Below are 15871 nucleotides of genomic sequence, written 5' to 3'. Positions count from 1 at the left end.
GACGGCCGACCCCCTCACCAGGGGGCCGGCCGTCGTCGTACCCAGGGTTCAGCGCTCCTGCCCGTGCTCCGGGCGCTGGCGGCCGTGCGGGTGCTCGTCGTGGTCGAACGTCTCACGGGCCGCTTCGACCGCGCCGACGGCGCTGGCCGCCGCGACCACCGCTACCGCCTCGCCACGCTTGCGGGCCCGCCGGTCGCGGAGAAACTCGAAGAAGATCGGCAGCACCGAGATCACGATGATCAGGGCCACCACCGGCAGGATGTAGTGGTCGATCTTGTCGCCGATGGCCTGGTAGATCTGCTCGGCCAGCAGGTAGCCGATCAGCAGGATGCCGTCCACCCACAGCACCGCGCCGACGATGTTCCAGAGCAGGAACTGCCGGGCCGGCATGCCGAGCGCGCCGGCGACCGGGTTGAGGAACGTCCGGACGATCGGGATGAAGCGGGCCAGCACCACGGCCTTCGCCGGGCCGAACTTCTGGAAGTAGTACTCCGCCTTCTCCACGTACTCCTTCTTGAAGAGTCGGGAGTTGGGGCGCTCGAACATCCGCCGGCCGTACCGCGCGCCGAGCCAGTGCCCCAACTGGGCGCCGAGGATCGCGCAGATCGGGCCACCGATCAGCAGGCCGGCCAGGGAGAGCCGGGTGCCGTCGCCGAAGATGGCGTCCGCCACGGGCGAGGCGGCCACCCCGGCCAGGAACAGCAGCGAGTCGCCGGGGAAGAAGAAGCCCACCAGCAGGCCGGTCTCGGCGAAGAGGATCACCCAGACGCCGATGAGCCCGAAGGTCTGCAACAGCTCCTTGGGATCGAGCGGGTTCAGGGCGACGCTCTCCGCGAGCGTGCGGGTCTTCTCAGCTGTGTCCACGGCCACAAAGGGTACCGAAGGCCGGGTCTCGTGCCGCGCCGGACCGGGCCCACACCACCCGCTGGCGCATCCCCCGAGGCGAGGGGTGCCGCAACGACGGTGCCCCGCCGACCGGGTGGTCGGCGGGGCACCGGTGGTGCGGGTTGGGTCAGGCGACGAAGCGGGTCCGGCGGCGCTTCGCCACCAGGTAGCCGCCGACGCCCGCGGCGAGCAGCAGCGCGCCGATGCCGGCGATCAGGCCGGTCGACTGGCCGGTGACCGGCAGGCCGCCACCGTCGCCACCGCCCTCACCGCCCTCGCCGCCCTCGCCGGACGCGTTCACCAGGATCTTGGCGGTGTCGTTCGCCGGCTTCAGGTCGGCGTAGAAGCCGCCGTCGCACCGGCAGGGCAGGTTGATCTTGACAGTGCCGGTGTCGTTCGGGACCACCTTGTCGATCCGAAGCGTGAAGTCGGCCGTCTCCTGGTCGCCAGCCTTGATGAACGGCGTCGGGTAGCAGCCGTAGAGCCGGCCGCCCGGCTCGCCCGGCTCGCCCCACTCGTCACCGGTGATCGGGAAGCAGAAGTCCGGAGCCGCCACGACGGTGGTGTTCTTCGGGATCTCCACGTTCATGTGAGTGACCGGAGAGCCACCACGGCTGTGGTCCAGCGTTGCCGGACCGTTGTTGCGGAAGCCGACGGTGACGTCGACCTCGTCGCCCTTCTTGCCGGTGGCCTTGTCGCCGATCGCCTCGAGGTCGGTGCCGTTCTTGCCGGTCACCGTGACCTCAAGCAGGGACCGGTTGTTTTCCGGGTCGATGTCGGCCTGGAACCCGCGGGCTCCGGACTTCGTGGGGAGCTCGACGAGGGTGAGCTTCCCGCCGGTCCCCGGCTCGCCCGCCGAAACCCCCGCGCTGTCGAGATACGCCTCGTAGTCCTCGAACTCCGCGGGCGTCATCCAGACAATCTCGCCGACCTGGGAGCCCGGAGCGTACGTGTCCTTCCCGAGCCGGTAAGCGAGGTTGACGCCGTAGGTGGCGTCCGGTGCAAGATCCTCGTCGAAGTGGCAGCTGCGCAGTGTGTCGTCCACATAGGTGCAGTTGCTGTAGTGCTTGTCGGCGAGGATGCCGTAGTCGTTGTAGAAGACGACGCTCGCGCCCTTGGCGGTCGTCTCACCGGTGTTGCTGACCTTGAGGGCGCTGGTGAACTTTCCGCCGGGTGCCGCTGACACCTTTGTACCGGGCCCGGCGGCGAGGTCGACACCCTCACCCACACGGATCTTGGCGTCGTGGCTGACGGCGTCGAAACCTGGGGCGCTGAACGTCACCTTGACGGTGCCCGCATCCCCGTCCTTCGCATCCTCGGTGGGCGCGATGACGACGGGGAAGAAGCCGCCGAGGCCCCACTCGTCCACACCGACCTCCCACGGTTCGGTGCAGAGCAGGACGCCCTTCTCGGGCGTGGTGCAGTCGCCCGTGCCTGCCTCCCGCGCGATGGTGACCTTGTCCGCCAGGCCACGGTAGTCGTAGCGGACAGTGACATCGCGGAGCACGACGGGGGCGCTGCTGTAGACGGTTGCGGATTCCATCTTGCCGGGGGAGTTGAGCGCGATGGTCGTGTCGCCGAAGTAGACGCCCAGTTCGATGGGCGCTTCTTCGGTGGCGACGGCCGGACTGGCGGAGGCGGCGACGAACGCGCCTGCTACGCCCAGTCCGGCGAGCCAGCGCCGGGTGGAGTGGGTGAGCATGAGGGGGTTCCTCCAGTGGGGGATTCAGGTGGAGCGTGCGGATCTTAAGCAATCAATGAGCTGACCACCGCCCGGACCGCAGCCGGGATCCGAAGATCGGCCGAAAGGTTGACGGGCGTCACCGCAACGTTCGGTCGGCCCGCTTCCGTCATCTGAGGCAGGAGACCTGGGAGGTGCAGTGACGTACGAGGAGTTCGCGGACACGCGGCTGGCCCCGCTGCTGCGGTACGCGGTGATGCTCACCGGCGATCCGCACCAGGCGCAGGATCTGGTTCAGGAGACGATGGTCCGGGTCCAGCTCAACTGGCGACGGGTCGCCCGGGCGGACTCGCCCGAGCGCTACGTGCGCCGGATGCTCACCAACCAGTACGTCGACTGGCGGCGCGGCTCCTGGATGCGCCGGGTGCTGCTGCGCGGGGAACCCGACGAGGCGCTGGTGGCACCCGTCGACCACGCCCAGTCCGCCGTGGACCGGGACCAGATCTGGTCCTGGCTGTCCCGGCTACCGCGGCGGCAGCGGGCCACCCTGGTGCTGCGCTACTACGAGGACCTGCCCGACGCCGAGATCGCCGACATCCTCGGCTGCGCCGTCGGGACCGTACGTTCGTCCATCTCCCGCGCCCTGGCCACGCTCCGGGCCGAGTACGTGGAGGCCTGCTCATGATCGAGGACGACCTGCGTGCCGCGTTCGCCCGGCACGAACCGCTTACCCCGCCGACCGGCCCGCTGCGGGCCGCGATCGACCGGCTGGCGACCGGCCGACGGCGACGCCGCCGTCGGTGGCAGGCCGGCGGTACGGCTCTGGCCCTGCTCGGCGTACTGGGGATCGGGGCGCCGCTGTTCACCCCGGAGCGTTCCGGGCCGCCGCAGGCTGGCGAGTTGCTCGGTGAGTCGGCCCGTCCCGCGTCGACGGACCCGGTGACCATCCTGCTGGTCGGCATCGACCGCCACACGTCGCGGTCGGGCCTACCGTTGGCCGATTCGGTGCTGCTGCTGCACATCCCGGCCGACCGCAGCCGTCCGTACCTGATCTCGCTGCCGCGTGACCTGAAGGTGTCGATCCCCGGCCATGGGACCGACAAGCTGAACGCCGCGTTCCCCTTGGGCACCGCGACCAAGGGGTCGGACCTGACCAAGGGGTCGGACCTGACCAAGGGGTACGAGCTGACCCGGCGGACGATCACCGAGCTGACCGGTGCCCGGGTGGACACCGGCTTCGTGCTGACGTACCCCGCGCTGCGTGGGCTCACCGACACGGTGGACGGGGTGCCGGTCTGCCTGCCCCAAAGTGTGCGATCGGTCCACACCGGGCGGCTATTCCCCGCCGGCTGTCAGCGTCTCGACGGCGCCGCCTCCGTCGACCTGCTCCGTCAGCGACGGGGGCTGCCCCAGGGCAGTCAGGACCGGGACCACAACGCCCGCCTCTTCGCCGCCGGTCTGGTCCGCCAGGCCAGGGAACAGGGCGTGCTCACCAACCCGGTACGACTCTCCAAGCTGCTGGACACCGTCGGCCCGGACCTCGTGGTGGCTCCTGACGGTGCCGCCATGCTGGACCTGATCCGGCTCGTGCCCGCACTGCGATCCGTCGACCCGGTCGGGCTCAGCCTGCCGATCAGCGAGCCGACCGGCCGGGACCGGTACCTGTTCGCCGACCCGGCGCTCGCCCCGGAGTTCCTGACCGCGCTGCGCGAGGATCGGCTCGGGGACTGGGCGGCCCGCCACCCGGACCGGGTCGACCCCGCCGGCTGACGCTCTCCGGGGGCGCGGCGTCAGCGGTAGTCGTCGTCGTCCCCGGTGACCACCCGGGCCTGCTCCATCGCGTCCCAGTCGTCGACCTCCAAGCCGCGGTGCGGCTCCCCGTCGACGTCGGCGGGATCGACCACCGCTGCCTGCTCGACCGCGTCCGCCGGATCCGCCTCGGGGTCGCGTTCGTCCGGGGCGAGGTGGTCGCCGGGGGTGAAGTCCTCATCGGGCTGACCCATGGTTCCTCCCGGGGCTCGGTGCTCGGTTCCCACCCACCGTACGGGCTGTGCCGGTGGCGCGCGAAAGTCGAGTCGGCCGAATCACCCGTGGGCGGCGCGACCCGGTGCCAGGATGGGGCCGTGGGATTCCTCATCCGGCTGGCGATCACCGCGGTCGCGTTGTGGGTGACCACGCTGATCGTCCCCGGGGTCGAGGTGCACGGACGCTCGGGTGGCAACACCGTGCTCACGCTGATCGTGGTCGCGCTGATCTTCGGTGTGATCAACGCGGTGCTCAAACCGGTGATCAAGGTCGTCGGCTGCGTGTTCTACCTGCTGACCCTGGGCCTGTTCGCGCTGGTGGTCAACGCGCTGCTGTTCCTGCTCACCGACCGGATTGCCCGCGGGCTCGACCTGCCGTTCCAGGTGGACGGTTTCTGGGCGGCGTTCTGGGGCGCCATCGTGATGACCGTGGTCACCTGGCTGATCAGCGTCATCGTGCCGGACCGGCTGGACAACCGGTGACCGGATCCTGGCCAGCACCCGGGCCGGTTTTTCCGGCGCACCTCACCTACGGGATACTGCCGGGCGGAGGACAGCGCGGTCCGGCGCACCCGTGAACAACAGCGGCCAGCACGGCCGAGAGTGGTAAGTAAGGAGCGTTCGATATGCCCATCGCTTCCCCCGAGGCTTACGCGGAGATGCTGGACCGCGCCAAGGCTGGCCGGTACGCGTACCCCGCGATCAACGTGACCTCCTCCCAGACGCTGAACGCGGCGCTCAAGGGCTTCGCCGACGCGGAGAGCGACGGCATCATCCAGGTCTCGACCGGTGGCGCCGAGTACCTGTCCGGCCCCTCGATCAAGGACATGGTCACCGGCGCTGTGGCGTTCGCCGCGTACGCGCACGAGGTGGCCAAGAAGTACCCGGTCAACATCGCGCTGCACACGGACCACTGCCCGAAGGACAAGCTGGACGGCTTCGTCCGGCCGCTGATGGGCATCTCGCAGGAGCGGGTCAAGCGGGGCGAGCAGCCGCTGTACCAGTCGCACATGTGGGACGGCTCGGCCGTGCCGGTGGCGGAGAACCTGCAGATCGCCTCCCAACTCCTCGACGAGGCCGCCAAGGGCAAGATCGTCCTTGAGATCGAGGTCGGCGTCGTCGGTGGCGAGGAGGACGGCGTCGAGAACGCCATCAACGACAAGCTCTACACCACAGTCGAGGATGGCCTGGCCATGGTCGAGGCGCTCGGCCTCGGCGAGAAGGGCCGCTACATGGCGGCCCTGACCTTCGGCAACGTGCACGGCGTCTACAAGCCGGGCAACGTCAAGCTCCGGCCGGAGATCCTCAAGCAGATCCAGGACGCGGTCGGCGCGAAGTACGGCAAGGACAAGCCGCTCAGCCTGGTCTTCCACGGCGGCTCCGGCTCCCTGCTGAGCGAGATCCGCGAGGCGCTGGACTACGGCGTGGTGAAGATGAACATCGACACCGACACCCAGTACGCCTTCACCCGGCCCGTCGCGGACCACATGCTCCGCAACTACGACGGCGTGCTGAAGATCGACGGCGAGGTCGGCAACAAGAAGCAGTACGACCCGCGTACCTGGGGCAAGGCCGCCGAGGCCGGCCTGGCCGCCCGGGTCGTCGAGGCGTGCGAGCACCTGCGCTCCACCGGAACCACGATGTCCAAGTAACGACGTCCCACCGACGGCCGGCCCTCTCGGGGAGCCGGCCGTCGTCGTTTCCGCGCGACGGCCCCGCCGGTGTTAGGAAGGGGCCCTTCCTATACATCAGGCGTTAAGAAGGTGCCCTTCCTTACGTTGTCAGCAGGTGGACGGCCTCGCGGACGTCGTCGGTCAGGTGGATCGTCGACGACAGGTCGCCGAACGGGGAGGCGGCCAGCAGCGGGCGCAGCAGCTCCTCCACCGGCAGCTCCCGGGTCCAGTACGCGCGGTCGAGGAAGACGTAGGCGCCGCTGACACCGTCGGTGCCGTAGTAGGTCTTGGTCGCCGCCTGGAACACCTCCTGCACCGTGCCCGCCCGGCCAGGGGCGAAGACGATGCCGCCCCGGGCGAGCCGCAGGATGGTGTCCTCCCGGATCGCATTCGAGAAGTACTTGGCGATCCGCCCCGCGAACAGGTTCGCGGGCTCGTGCCCGTACAGCCAGGTCGGAATGGCCAGCCCGCCGGCCCGCGCCCACCCCGCGTCGGCGCCGCGCTGCCGCGGCACGCCCGCGTACCGCTGCCGGACCGTCAGCGCCACGGCGGTGTACCGCTGGTGGTCGGTGAAGTCGGGCGCGGTGGCCAGCAGGTCGATCGCCGCGGTCAACTCCGCCGCCGGCTGATCCGCCAGGTAGGCGCCGAGGTTCGCGGCCTCCATCACCCCGGGACCGCCGCCGGTCACCACCAGCCGGTCGGCCCGGGCCAGCTCCCAACCCAGCACGGCCGCCATCCGGTACGCCGGGCTGCCCCGCCGCACCGCGTGCCCGCCCATGATGCCCACCACCGACTGCGGCCCGTGCTCGGCCAACCAGACCCGGGTGGCGTCGGCCAGCGCGTTGTCCACGCCGTGATCATGCAGACGCTGGCCGAGGGCCTCCCTGACGTCCGGCATCGCTCCGCCGTGCGCCCGGTAGTGCTCGTACACCCGGGTGTCGTACATCCCGGTGAACCCGTCCTCGGCGAACCCGGCGGCCAGCTCCTCCGGGGTGTAGAGGTGCGCCGGTTGGGTCGGGTACGGCAGCCCGGAGAACGGCGGCACCACGTTCGCGCCACGCCGGACCAGGTCGGCGCCGACCTCCCGGGAGGCGAACCGGCAGCCGACGAAGAGGGTGCCGGTGACCTCGACGCCGGTCAGGTCGGGCACCGGGGCCAGGTCGAGGCGGAGCCCCTGCACTGTCAGCCCGGTCAGGCGGCCGGTGGCCAGCTGCTGGTCGAACTCGTCGCGGGTCTGGACCTCGTTGGCGTGCAGGTGCGGCTCGATGACGTCCGCGGGAGGTGGGGTCGGCACCGGGCCATCCTGCCCGTCCGGCGGGGACGGCCAAACCCCGGGCCGGGGCGGAACCGACAGGAGCCCGGCGGCCGTGGCCACCGGGCTCCTGCGTAACCGGGTCCTGGGGAGGCTCCGGACCATTAGTTGTAGTGGAAAACACCTGGCGGCGGCATAGGCCGCAGGCGTGACCAACTCCTCAGCCGTTCAGCGGAGCGCGTCGGCCGACCCGCTCGCGTGTCGCACTGTCCAGCGGGTTGAATGGGACGATGCAGAACCTGTTGCCAGAGCCACCGGCCACCCTCCTGCCCGCGAACCACGAGGCCGACGCAGCCCTGGCCGCCGCCGAACAGGCCGGCAGCGACCAGGCGTACGCCGAGGTGGCGGCCCATTTCCCGACCTACAGCGCTGCCTGGGCCGAGCTCGCGGCCCGGTCGTTCGCCCAGGGCCAGGTGGTGACGGCGTACGCCTACGCGCGCACCGGCTACCACCGGGGCCTGGACCAGCTGCGCCGGAGCGGCTGGAAGGGCCACGGCCCGGTGCCGTGGTCGCACGAGCCGAACCGGGGCTTCCTGCGCTGCCTGTACGTGCTCTCCCGGGCAGCCGACGAGATCGGCGAGGCCGACGAGGCGGCCCGCTGCGCCCAGTTCCTCCGCGACTGTGACCCTGCGGCGGCGGACGCGCTGGCCAGCAACTGACACCCGGCCCGACGGTCGGTCCGGCACACGTCCGGGCCGGCCGTCGGCGGGCTACAGCCCCTCGGCGACCGCGGCGGCGATCTTGAGCCAGGCGTCCCGGGTGGCCGAGGAGAGCCCTCCGTACCGGATCGGCTCGCCGCTGTCGATGAGCCGCTCGTAGGGTGCCAGCAGCACCGCCCTGGTCCGGGCCGCGAAGTGCTCCTGGATGGCCGGCAGGTCGATCTCCTTGCGGGACGGCGGCATCGACACCACCGTCACCGCCTGCCGGACCAGCCGCTGCCGGCCGCTCTGCTCGAGGTGGTCGAGCATCCGGGCGGCGGTCTCCGCCGAGTCGTTACGGGCGGACATGGTGACGACCAGTTGGTCGGTGGCGTCCATCGAGGCCTGCCAGTTCTGCGCCCGGACGTTGTTCCCGGTGTCCACGAAGATCAGCTTGTAGAACCGGCTGACCACCTCGCGGATCTCGGCGAACGCGGCCGCGGTGAGCATCTCGCCACCGGTGGCCGACTCGTCCGAGGCGAGCACGTCGAACATCCCCTCGCCCTGGGAGCGGACGTACTGCGACAGGTCGCCGACCCGCCCGTGCGCGCCCTGGAACTGCCCGAGGTCGCGCAGCATGTCCCGCACCGTGCGGGAGTGGAAGTCCTGTTGGGCCCGCATCCCGAGCGTGCCCTGGGTCTCGTTGTTGTCCCAGGCCAGCACGTAGCCGCCGCGCTTCTGGCCGAACGTCATCGCGAGCAGCAGGATGGCCACCGTCTTTCCGGCGCCGCCCTTGGGATTGACCACGGTCACCTGTCGCAGCCCGCCGAAGTTGCGACGCACCATCTCGATGTCCCGCTTGAGCTCCTGCTCGTGTCGCCCGGGCGCCAGCCGGAGCAGCCCCATCTTGTTGACCACCGCGCGGACGCCCATCGTGGCCACCGGATCGGCGGGTCGTACCTGCCGGCGCCGGGCGAAGTCCTCCGCGGTCGGCGCCGCAGTGGTCTCCGGCTCCCAGGTGGCGTCCGGATAGCCGGTGGTCGGCACCCGGGTCACCCCCGCGGCCTCCTGATACGACTGCGGCTGCGCCGGTGGGGCTCCGGGGGTGCTCTGCTGCCAGGGCGGGGGATACCAGCCCGGCGACGGCGGGAACGGACCCGGAGGCGGGGCCACCGGGCCACCCTGCTGCGGCGTGGGGCTGCCGTGCGGCGGCTCGGCGAACTGCGTCGGGCCGGGCGGGGGCGGGATCGGTGCCGGGCCGGCGGGACCGGGGATCGCGGGCGGGTACGTCTGACCGGTGTGCATCTGGCCGGGGTACGTCTGGCCGGGGTACGTCTGGCTGGGGCCGGCGTGCGGGGCGGGCGGGCCACCCTGGTGCGGTGGCTGGGGGACGGGAGGCGCGGGGACCGGAGGCGTTGCGGGGGCCGCCTCGTCGTGGGCCGTCCCGGTCGCGCCGGCAGGCCGCTGCGGCGGGTACGCCCAGGGCGACTCGGCCGCCGGCCGTGCCGTTCCGGTGGATCCGTCCTCCCCGGTGCCGGCCCGGCTCGCCGTCGGTCCAGCCGTGGTGGGGTCCGCCGTCGCGTCTTCGGGTGCCGCCGGTGCGGCCGGGGCCTGGCTGATGGCGGGCGTGGCGGACGCCGCCGGGCGGTCCAGGGAGAACGGCAGGTCCAGGTCGACGCCGCCCGGCACGATCGGCGGGACGGCGACCGGACCCGGATTGTCGGCCCGCCCCGGTGCCGCTCCCGACGCGGAAGACTCCGCCCCGGGCAGGATGGCCGCCTGCGGCGCGGGGCTGGCCGCCTGCGGCGCGGGGCTGGCCGCCTGCGGCGCGGGGCTGGCCGCCTGCGGCGCGGGGCTGGCCGCCTGCGGCGCGGGGCTGGCCGCCTGCGTGGCGTCGGCTGGCTGCGGCGCGGGGTTGGCTGCCTCCGGCGCGGGATCGGGTGCCTGCGGGGTGGGGTTTGGTGTCCCGGACGCGTTGCCTGCCGGCTCCGGCGCGCTGTTCGTGGCCGTCGGGGCGGTGCTCGGTGTCGCGGCGCTGGCCGAGTCACCGTTGCCGCCGGGCGAGTCGGTGCTGCCGTTCGCGGGACCGGTCGAGCCGGTCGCCGAGCCGGCGGCCCCGACCGCCGCGCCGTTCGATGGGCCGCTAACCCCGGCCGGGGCGGGGCCGGTAGCCGGGGCGCTGGACGCGGCACCGGTGGTCGACGGCGTGGGTCGGGCGTCGTCATTCGTCGCGTCGGCAGCGTCGGGGGTTGGTGGATCGGCCGACGGTGGCCAACTCGGCTGGGCCGGGGCCCAGCCCGACGCGGTGCCGGAGGGGCCGGTGACGCCCCAGCCGCCGGGCGCCGGTACGGCACCGGTGAGCGACGGGTAGTCGGACGGGGACGGAGGCGTCCGTGCCGCTGCCCCGGACTGCCCGGAAACCGGCGGACGGCCCGTCGGCGGCGCGGCCACGGGCGGCAGCACGGTCGACGGCGGCACGGCCGACGGCGGGCCACCCCGCTGCTCCGAGATCGACGCCCATGGCGGTGCCGCGGCCTCCGCGCCCGGGTCGGCCGGATCAGGTGGCCAGAGTGGTTCGATGTCCCGCTCCGGCACCGGCTGCTGGCCGGGCAGTTGCGCCCGGTCGGCGTTCTCGTCCATTACGGTTCCTCCCCAGTCCTCCTGCGAGGATAGGCCCACCTGCCGACGAGGGCCGGTCGGCGCAGCCGGGGTCAGCTCGCCCAGACCGCCCAGGCGCCCGGTTCGATCCACCAGGACCGCTTCCGGGTCAGCTCGCCTTCGACTCCGTCGTCGAGGTAGGGCACCTTTCCCTCTCGGGGCAGCACCGACACCGCCCGCCCGCGGGCGCGCCGCACCTCCAGGCGTACCCGCTTCCTGCCCAGCGCCGAGCGGACGACCACCGGCACGGCCACCGCGACCTCGACCTGGCCGTCGGCCGGATCCGGCGCGGCCAGCAGCGTCACGTCGTCGAGCATCGCGTACCCGCCGGCGTTACCGATCGCACAGGCCAGCAGCAGTTCGTCACCGTCGGTGAGGATGGTGTCGTCCACCTCGACCCGGGCTCGCCACTGCAGCGGCCGGCCGGCGTCGTCGGCGGCGCCGAGCAGGGCGCCGTCCAGGGTCACCGAGCCGCCGTCGTTGCGCAGCAGATCCAGCCGGCGCGGCGTGCCGCCCAGCACCGCGGCGGCCACCGCAGCGGGGTCGCGGGGCAGCCCGAGCTGCGCGGCCAGGTCACGGTGGGTGCCGCCGCGCGCCGGGTCGAGCGGGAGTACGGCCACCGGGGGCAGGTCGGGCAGGGTTCGGTCAGCGGGCAGGTCCGCCGGGCGGCGGCTCGGCGCCGGCGCGTACCGCCGGACCAGCCGGCGCAGCACGGCGCGCAACTGCCCGTCGCTGGCCGTGGCGACGACCAGCCGGGTCTTGCCGTCCGGGTCCGGCCAGGTGAGGCCGTCCGGACGCGGCGGACCGTCGAGGCGGGACAACACCTCGTCGATCTCGGCGTCCGAGCGCGCGGTGACCGTCTGCACCCGCGCACCGCGGGCGTTAAGCGCATCGGCGCAGGCCAGCACCGGCACCCGGGGCTGCCCGGTGGCGCACCTGTCCGCATCGCCCGGCGCCCCGCCGTCGGCACCGGTTGCCGGGTCGGTGTCGGCTCCGGTCGCCCCGCCGCAGCAGGCCCCGCCGCCGCCGCAGCCTCCGGAAGCGTCCCGCTCCGAACCGAGGGTGAGCAGCACCACGTCGTACACCGAAGGAGCCTCCTGCCTCTCGCCGCGACCCCTGCCGGCCGCGCCGTCACTACTTGTTAACCTGACACCCCGGGCTCGCCAACCGGTCGCCACCTGGCACCCGAGCCTTCTGGAGGCGGAAAAGATGCCAGCGATCGTGCTCATCGGCGCTCAGTGGGGCGACGAGGGCAAGGGCAAGGTTACCGACCTGCTGGGTGAGCGGGTCGACTACGTCGTGCGCTACTCCGGTGGCAACAACGCGGGCCACACGGTGATCACCCCGGACGGCCAGAAGTACGCACTGCACCTGATGCCCTCCGGCGCGCTCTCGCCCAGCGCGATGATCATCATCGGCAACGGCGTGGTGGTCGACCCGAAGGTGCTGCTCACCGAGATCGACGGGCTGGCCGAGCGGGGCGTGGACGTGTCCCGGTTGCGGATTTCCGGCGACGCGCACCTGATCATGCCGCACCACCGGGCGCTGGACCGGGTGATCGAGCGGTACCTCGGCTCGTCCCGGATCGGCACCACCGGCCGGGGCATCGGCCCGGCGTACGGCGACAAGGTCGCCCGGATCGGCATCCGGCTCCAGGACCTGCTGGACCCGGGCATCCTGCGCAAGAAGCTGGAACTCGCGCTGCGCGAGAAGAACCAGATCCTCTTCAAGGTCTACAACCGCAAGGCGATCGACCTCGAGGCGACCGTCGAGGAGTACCTGGGGTACGCGGAGCGGCTCAAGCCGTACATCGCGGAGACCCGGGCGATGCTCTGGGACGCCCTGGACCGGCACGAGACTGTGCTGCTGGAGGGCGCCCAGGCCACAATGCTCGACATGGACCACGGCACGTACCCCTTCGTCACCTCGTCGAACCCGACGGCTGGTGGCGCCTGCGTGGGTGCCGGCATCCCGCCGACCGCGATCAGCAAGGTGATCGCGGTGAGCAAGGCGTACACCACCCGGGTCGGCGCGGGCCCGTTCCCGACCGAACTGTTCGACGCCAGCGGCGAGCACCTTCGCAAGATCGGCGCGGAGTACGGCACGACCACCGGGCGGGAACGCCGGTGCGGGTGGTTCGACGCGGTGGTCGCCCGGTACGCCTGCCGCCTCAACGGCGTCACCGACCTGGTCATCACCAAGCTGGACGTGCTCACCGGGCTGCCCAAGGTGCCGATCTGCGTCGGCTACGAGATCAACGGTGTCCGGGTCGACGACATGCCGATGAGCCAGACGGACTTCCACCACGCCAAGCCCGTGTACGAGGAGCTCGACGGCTGGTGGGAGGACATCACGAAGGCCCGCACCGCCAACGAACTGCCGGAGAACGCCCGCCGCTACATCGCGCGCGTAGAGGAACTCTGCAACACCAAGGTGAGCGTCGTAGGCGTAGGCCCCGGCCGCGAAGAAAACGTCCTCCTCCACCCCCTCCTCCCCTAACACCCCGCCCCGGCCCGCCCGGTCCCACCGGCCCGCCCGGGCCTAGCCGCCTCGGTGATCATGAGGTTGGCGGGGACTGTGGAGATCAAATCGCCCGCCAACCTCATGATCGACAGGGGTTGGCGGGCGGTTGTCCACAGGGAGGCGCCGGTTATCCACAGGGGCGGCGGACGGGGCGGGCGAGCCGCCAGTTTGGGTGTGTGGACCGTGCCGAACTGCTTCGCTCCGTTACCGCCGTCCAGGACGGCTTGACCACTCGGGCCCAGGCACTGCGCGCCGGGTTCAGTCGGCACGACATCGATCACCTGGTGGCGGTCGGCCAGTGGCGGCCGCTCGCCCGCGCGGTCTATCTGACCGACGGTCGACACGGCGAGCCGGCAGCACGCCGGTGCAGGATCCGTGCCGCTGTGCTCTCGCTGGGTCCGGAGGCGCACGTGGTCTTCGGCACGGCAGCCGAACTGCACGGCATCGCCGGTCTGTCCTGCGGTGACGAGGTCCACGTGGCGTTGCCGGGCCGGGCCGCGAAGCTGACCCGCGTGTCGGACCCGGCCATCGTGCTGCATCAGCTCGAGCACGCGCCATCAGCGGTGCGGCCGGTAAACGGGATCGCCGCGACGACGCCTCTGTGGACCGTCGCCGAGATCATCCTGCGCGAGCAGCGGTACCCAGCGGTCGCGGTGCTCGACTCCGCACTCAATCGGGGGATGCTCACGGCCGAGTGCCTGTCAATGATTCGGGCGCTGATCAGGGGGCGGCGCGGTGCGGTGGCGGCCCGGGGCTATCTCGCCGAAGCGGACGGACGGGCCCAGTCGCCGCTGGAAACACGCACGAGGCTGCGGTGTGTCGACGGCCGGGTGCCGCCGGACGTCCTCCAGTTGGAAGTACGGGACGGGGACGGTCACCTGCTCGGTATCGGCGATCTGGGCTGGCGCGGCCCGAGAGTGTTAGCGGAGGCTGACGGCCGGAACGCACACGGCACCCCGGCTGCCGCATTCGCCGACCGCCGTCGGCAGAACCGTCTGGTGAACGCCGGCTGGACGGTCCTCCGCTTCACCTGGGCCGACACCCTCCAGCCTGACTACATCCCGTGGACCGTTCGCCAGGCCCTCGCTATGACCCGCTCGCGTTGATCATGAGGTTGACGGGGTTCCAGGTGATCGAATGCACGGCTAACCTCATGATCGGCAAGCCTGGCGGGTGGGCGTGGGGGTGGGGGACAGTAGGATTCCGGGTTGTGCGGGTTCTTCTGGTGGGTGGTGGGGGGCGGGAGCATGCGCTCGCCCTTGGATTGGTGGGCGATCCGGCCGTCACGGCTCTGATCGCGGCACCGGGTAATCCGGGGATCGCCGACGTGGCTGAGCTGCGGGCGGTCAACGCCACCGATCCGGCGGCCGTCGCGGCGCTGGCGGTCGAGGTGGAAGCCGACCTGGTGGTGATCGGGCCGGAGGCGCCGCTGGTCGCCGGGGTTGCCGACGCGGTACGCGCCAAGGGCATCGCCGTGTTCGGGCCGTCGGCCGAGGCCGCCCGCCTCGAGGGTTCCAAGACGTTCGCCAAGGACGTGATGACCGCCGCCGGCGTCCCGACCGCGCGTGCGTACACCTGCGCGGACGAGGAGAGCACCGCCCGGGCGCTGGACGAGTTCGGCGTGCCGTACGTGGTGAAGGACGACGGGCTCGCCGCCGGCAAGGGCGTGGTGGTCACCGACGACCGGTCGGCCGCGCTGGCGCATGCCCGGGACTGTGGCCGGGTGGTGGTCGAGGAGTTCCTCGACGGCCCGGAGGTCAGCCTCTTCGTGGTGACCGACGGCGAGGCGGCGGTGCCGCTGTTGCCCGCCCAGGACTTCAAGCGGATCGGTGACGGCGACACCGGCCCGAACACCGGCGGCATGGGGGCGTACGCGCCAGTGCCCTGGGCCCCGCCCGGCCTGGTTGACGATGTGATGCGGGATGTGGTGCACCCGACGCTGGCCGAGCTGCGCGGCCGGGGCACCCCGTTCGCCGGTCTGCTCTACGTGGGCCTGGCCATGACCGCCGAAGGTCCGCGGGTGATCGAGTTCAACGCGCGCTTCGGCGACCCGGAGACGCAGGTGGTCCTCGCGCTGCTGGAGACGCCGCTGGGCGGGCTACTGCACGCGGCGGCCACCGGCACGTTGGCCGGGCATCCGCCGCTGCGCTGGCGGCCGGGCGCCGCGGTCACAGTGGTGCTCGCCGCGCAGGGCTATCCGGCGGCGCCGCGCACCGGCGACGTGATCACCGGCGCGGACCGGCCGGGCATCATCCACGCCGGCACCGCCCGCCGGGCCAGCGACGGCGCCTTGCTGTCCGCTGGCGGCCGGGTTCTCTGCGGTACGGCCACCGGCACCGACCTCGCCGCAGCCCGGGACTCCGCGTACGCGCTTGTGGACGGGGTGGAGCTGGCCGGATCGCAGCACCGCACCGACATCGCCGCCGCCGCCATCGACGGCCGGATCACGATTCCCGGCTGACCGGTAACCCCCGGCG

13 protein-coding genes and 1 pseudogene are annotated in these 15871 nt (G+C 72.1%); 8 read left to right on the top strand and 6 right to left on the bottom strand.

Going from position 1 to position 15871, the window contains the following annotated elements; genetic code table 11:
* Positions 1 to 48: 48 nt before the first annotated feature.
* Both GA0070607_RS11965 and GA0070607_RS11960 read right to left on the bottom strand, forming a co-directional pair.
* Positions 49 to 870, bottom strand: coding sequence for a DedA family protein (locus GA0070607_RS11965; protein WP_089018274.1), 822 nt, complete (start codon positions 868 to 870; stop codon positions 49 to 51).
* A 142-nt stretch (positions 871 to 1012) separates the two neighbouring features.
* Complete coding sequence (locus GA0070607_RS11960) at positions 1013 to 2587, bottom strand: LPXTG cell wall anchor domain-containing protein (protein WP_089018273.1); 1575 nt, start codon at positions 2585 to 2587, stop codon at positions 1013 to 1015.
* 178 nt (positions 2588 to 2765) lie between these two features.
* Between GA0070607_RS11960 and GA0070607_RS11955 the strand changes: the two genes are divergently transcribed.
* Both GA0070607_RS11955 and GA0070607_RS11950 read left to right on the top strand, forming a co-directional pair.
* The gene (locus GA0070607_RS11955) at positions 2766 to 3251 is read left to right on the top strand and encodes a SigE family RNA polymerase sigma factor (RefSeq protein WP_089018272.1); all 486 of its coding nucleotides are present in this window, start codon (positions 2766 to 2768) and stop codon (positions 3249 to 3251) included.
* Positions 3248 to 4336 (top strand): LCP family protein, encoded by a 1089-nt coding sequence (locus GA0070607_RS11950; protein ID WP_089018271.1) that lies wholly within the window; start codon positions 3248 to 3250, stop codon positions 4334 to 4336. Before GA0070607_RS11955 ends, GA0070607_RS11950 begins: the two co-directional genes overlap by 4 nt.
* Positions 4337 to 4356: 20 nt before the next feature.
* Here the strand turns inward: GA0070607_RS11950 and GA0070607_RS11945 are convergent, their stop codons facing one another.
* A complete protein-coding gene (locus GA0070607_RS11945; RefSeq protein ID WP_089018270.1) occupies positions 4357 to 4569 on the bottom strand; it encodes a hypothetical protein in 213 nt (70 codons plus the stop codon).
* Positions 4570 to 4689: 120 nt separating this feature from the next.
* On the opposite strand from GA0070607_RS11945, the gene GA0070607_RS11940 reads away from it, so the two are divergent.
* Positions 4690 to 5073: a phage holin family protein gene (locus tag GA0070607_RS11940; protein WP_089018269.1), complete on the top strand. Its 384-nt coding sequence runs from the start codon at positions 4690 to 4692 to the stop codon at positions 5071 to 5073.
* A gap of 143 nt (positions 5074 to 5216) precedes the next feature.
* The gene (gene fbaA, locus GA0070607_RS11935; RefSeq protein ID WP_089018268.1) at positions 5217 to 6242 is read left to right on the top strand and encodes a class II fructose-bisphosphate aldolase; all 1026 of its coding nucleotides are present in this window, start codon (positions 5217 to 5219) and stop codon (positions 6240 to 6242) included.
* Positions 6243 to 6363: 121 nt separating this feature from the next.
* Here fbaA and GA0070607_RS11930 read toward each other — a convergent pair whose 3' ends face one another.
* Entirely contained in the window at positions 6364 to 7557 is a 1194-nt protein-coding gene (locus GA0070607_RS11930; RefSeq protein WP_172899015.1) for an LOG family protein, read from the bottom strand.
* Between the two features lie 248 nt (positions 7558 to 7805).
* Between GA0070607_RS11930 and GA0070607_RS11925 the strand changes: the two genes are divergently transcribed.
* Positions 7806 to 8234 carry a DUF3151 domain-containing protein gene (locus GA0070607_RS11925; protein ID WP_089018267.1) on the top strand — a complete coding sequence of 143 codons (429 nt, stop codon included), beginning with the start codon at positions 7806 to 7808 and terminating at the stop codon, positions 8232 to 8234.
* A gap of 51 nt (positions 8235 to 8285) precedes the next feature.
* Here GA0070607_RS11925 and GA0070607_RS33305 read toward each other — a convergent pair.
* Positions 8286 to 9362 (bottom strand): annotated as a pseudogene (locus GA0070607_RS33305) (MinD/ParA family ATP-binding protein); the annotation flags it as partial.
* Positions 9363 to 10924: 1562 nt separating this feature from the next.
* Entirely contained in the window at positions 10925 to 11956 is a 1032-nt protein-coding gene (locus GA0070607_RS11915) for a hypothetical protein (RefSeq protein ID WP_089018265.1), read from the bottom strand.
* Positions 11957 to 12080: 124 nt separating this feature from the next.
* On the opposite strand from GA0070607_RS11915, the gene GA0070607_RS11910 reads away from it, so the two are divergent.
* The 3 genes from GA0070607_RS11910 (at position 12081) to purD (ending at position 15855) form a co-directional block, all read left to right on the top strand.
* Complete coding sequence (locus tag GA0070607_RS11910) at positions 12081 to 13370, top strand: adenylosuccinate synthase (protein ID WP_089018264.1); 1290 nt, start codon at positions 12081 to 12083, stop codon at positions 13368 to 13370.
* A 248-nt stretch (positions 13371 to 13618) separates the two neighbouring features.
* Complete coding sequence (locus GA0070607_RS11905; protein ID WP_231930975.1) at positions 13619 to 14500, top strand: hypothetical protein; 882 nt, start codon at positions 13619 to 13621, stop codon at positions 14498 to 14500.
* A 104-nt stretch (positions 14501 to 14604) separates the two neighbouring features.
* Positions 14605 to 15855, top strand: a complete 1251-nt coding sequence (gene purD, locus GA0070607_RS11900; RefSeq protein ID WP_089018263.1) for a phosphoribosylamine--glycine ligase — start codon at positions 14605 to 14607, stop codon at positions 15853 to 15855.
* The last annotated feature ends 16 nt before the right edge of the window (positions 15856 to 15871 follow it).

Origin of the sequence: Micromonospora coriariae (assembly GCF_900091455.1) — a bacterium.
Classification (GTDB): Bacteria; Actinomycetota; Actinomycetes; order Mycobacteriales; family Micromonosporaceae; genus Micromonospora; species Micromonospora coriariae.
This window is presented reverse-complemented; position numbering and strand designations above follow the sequence as displayed.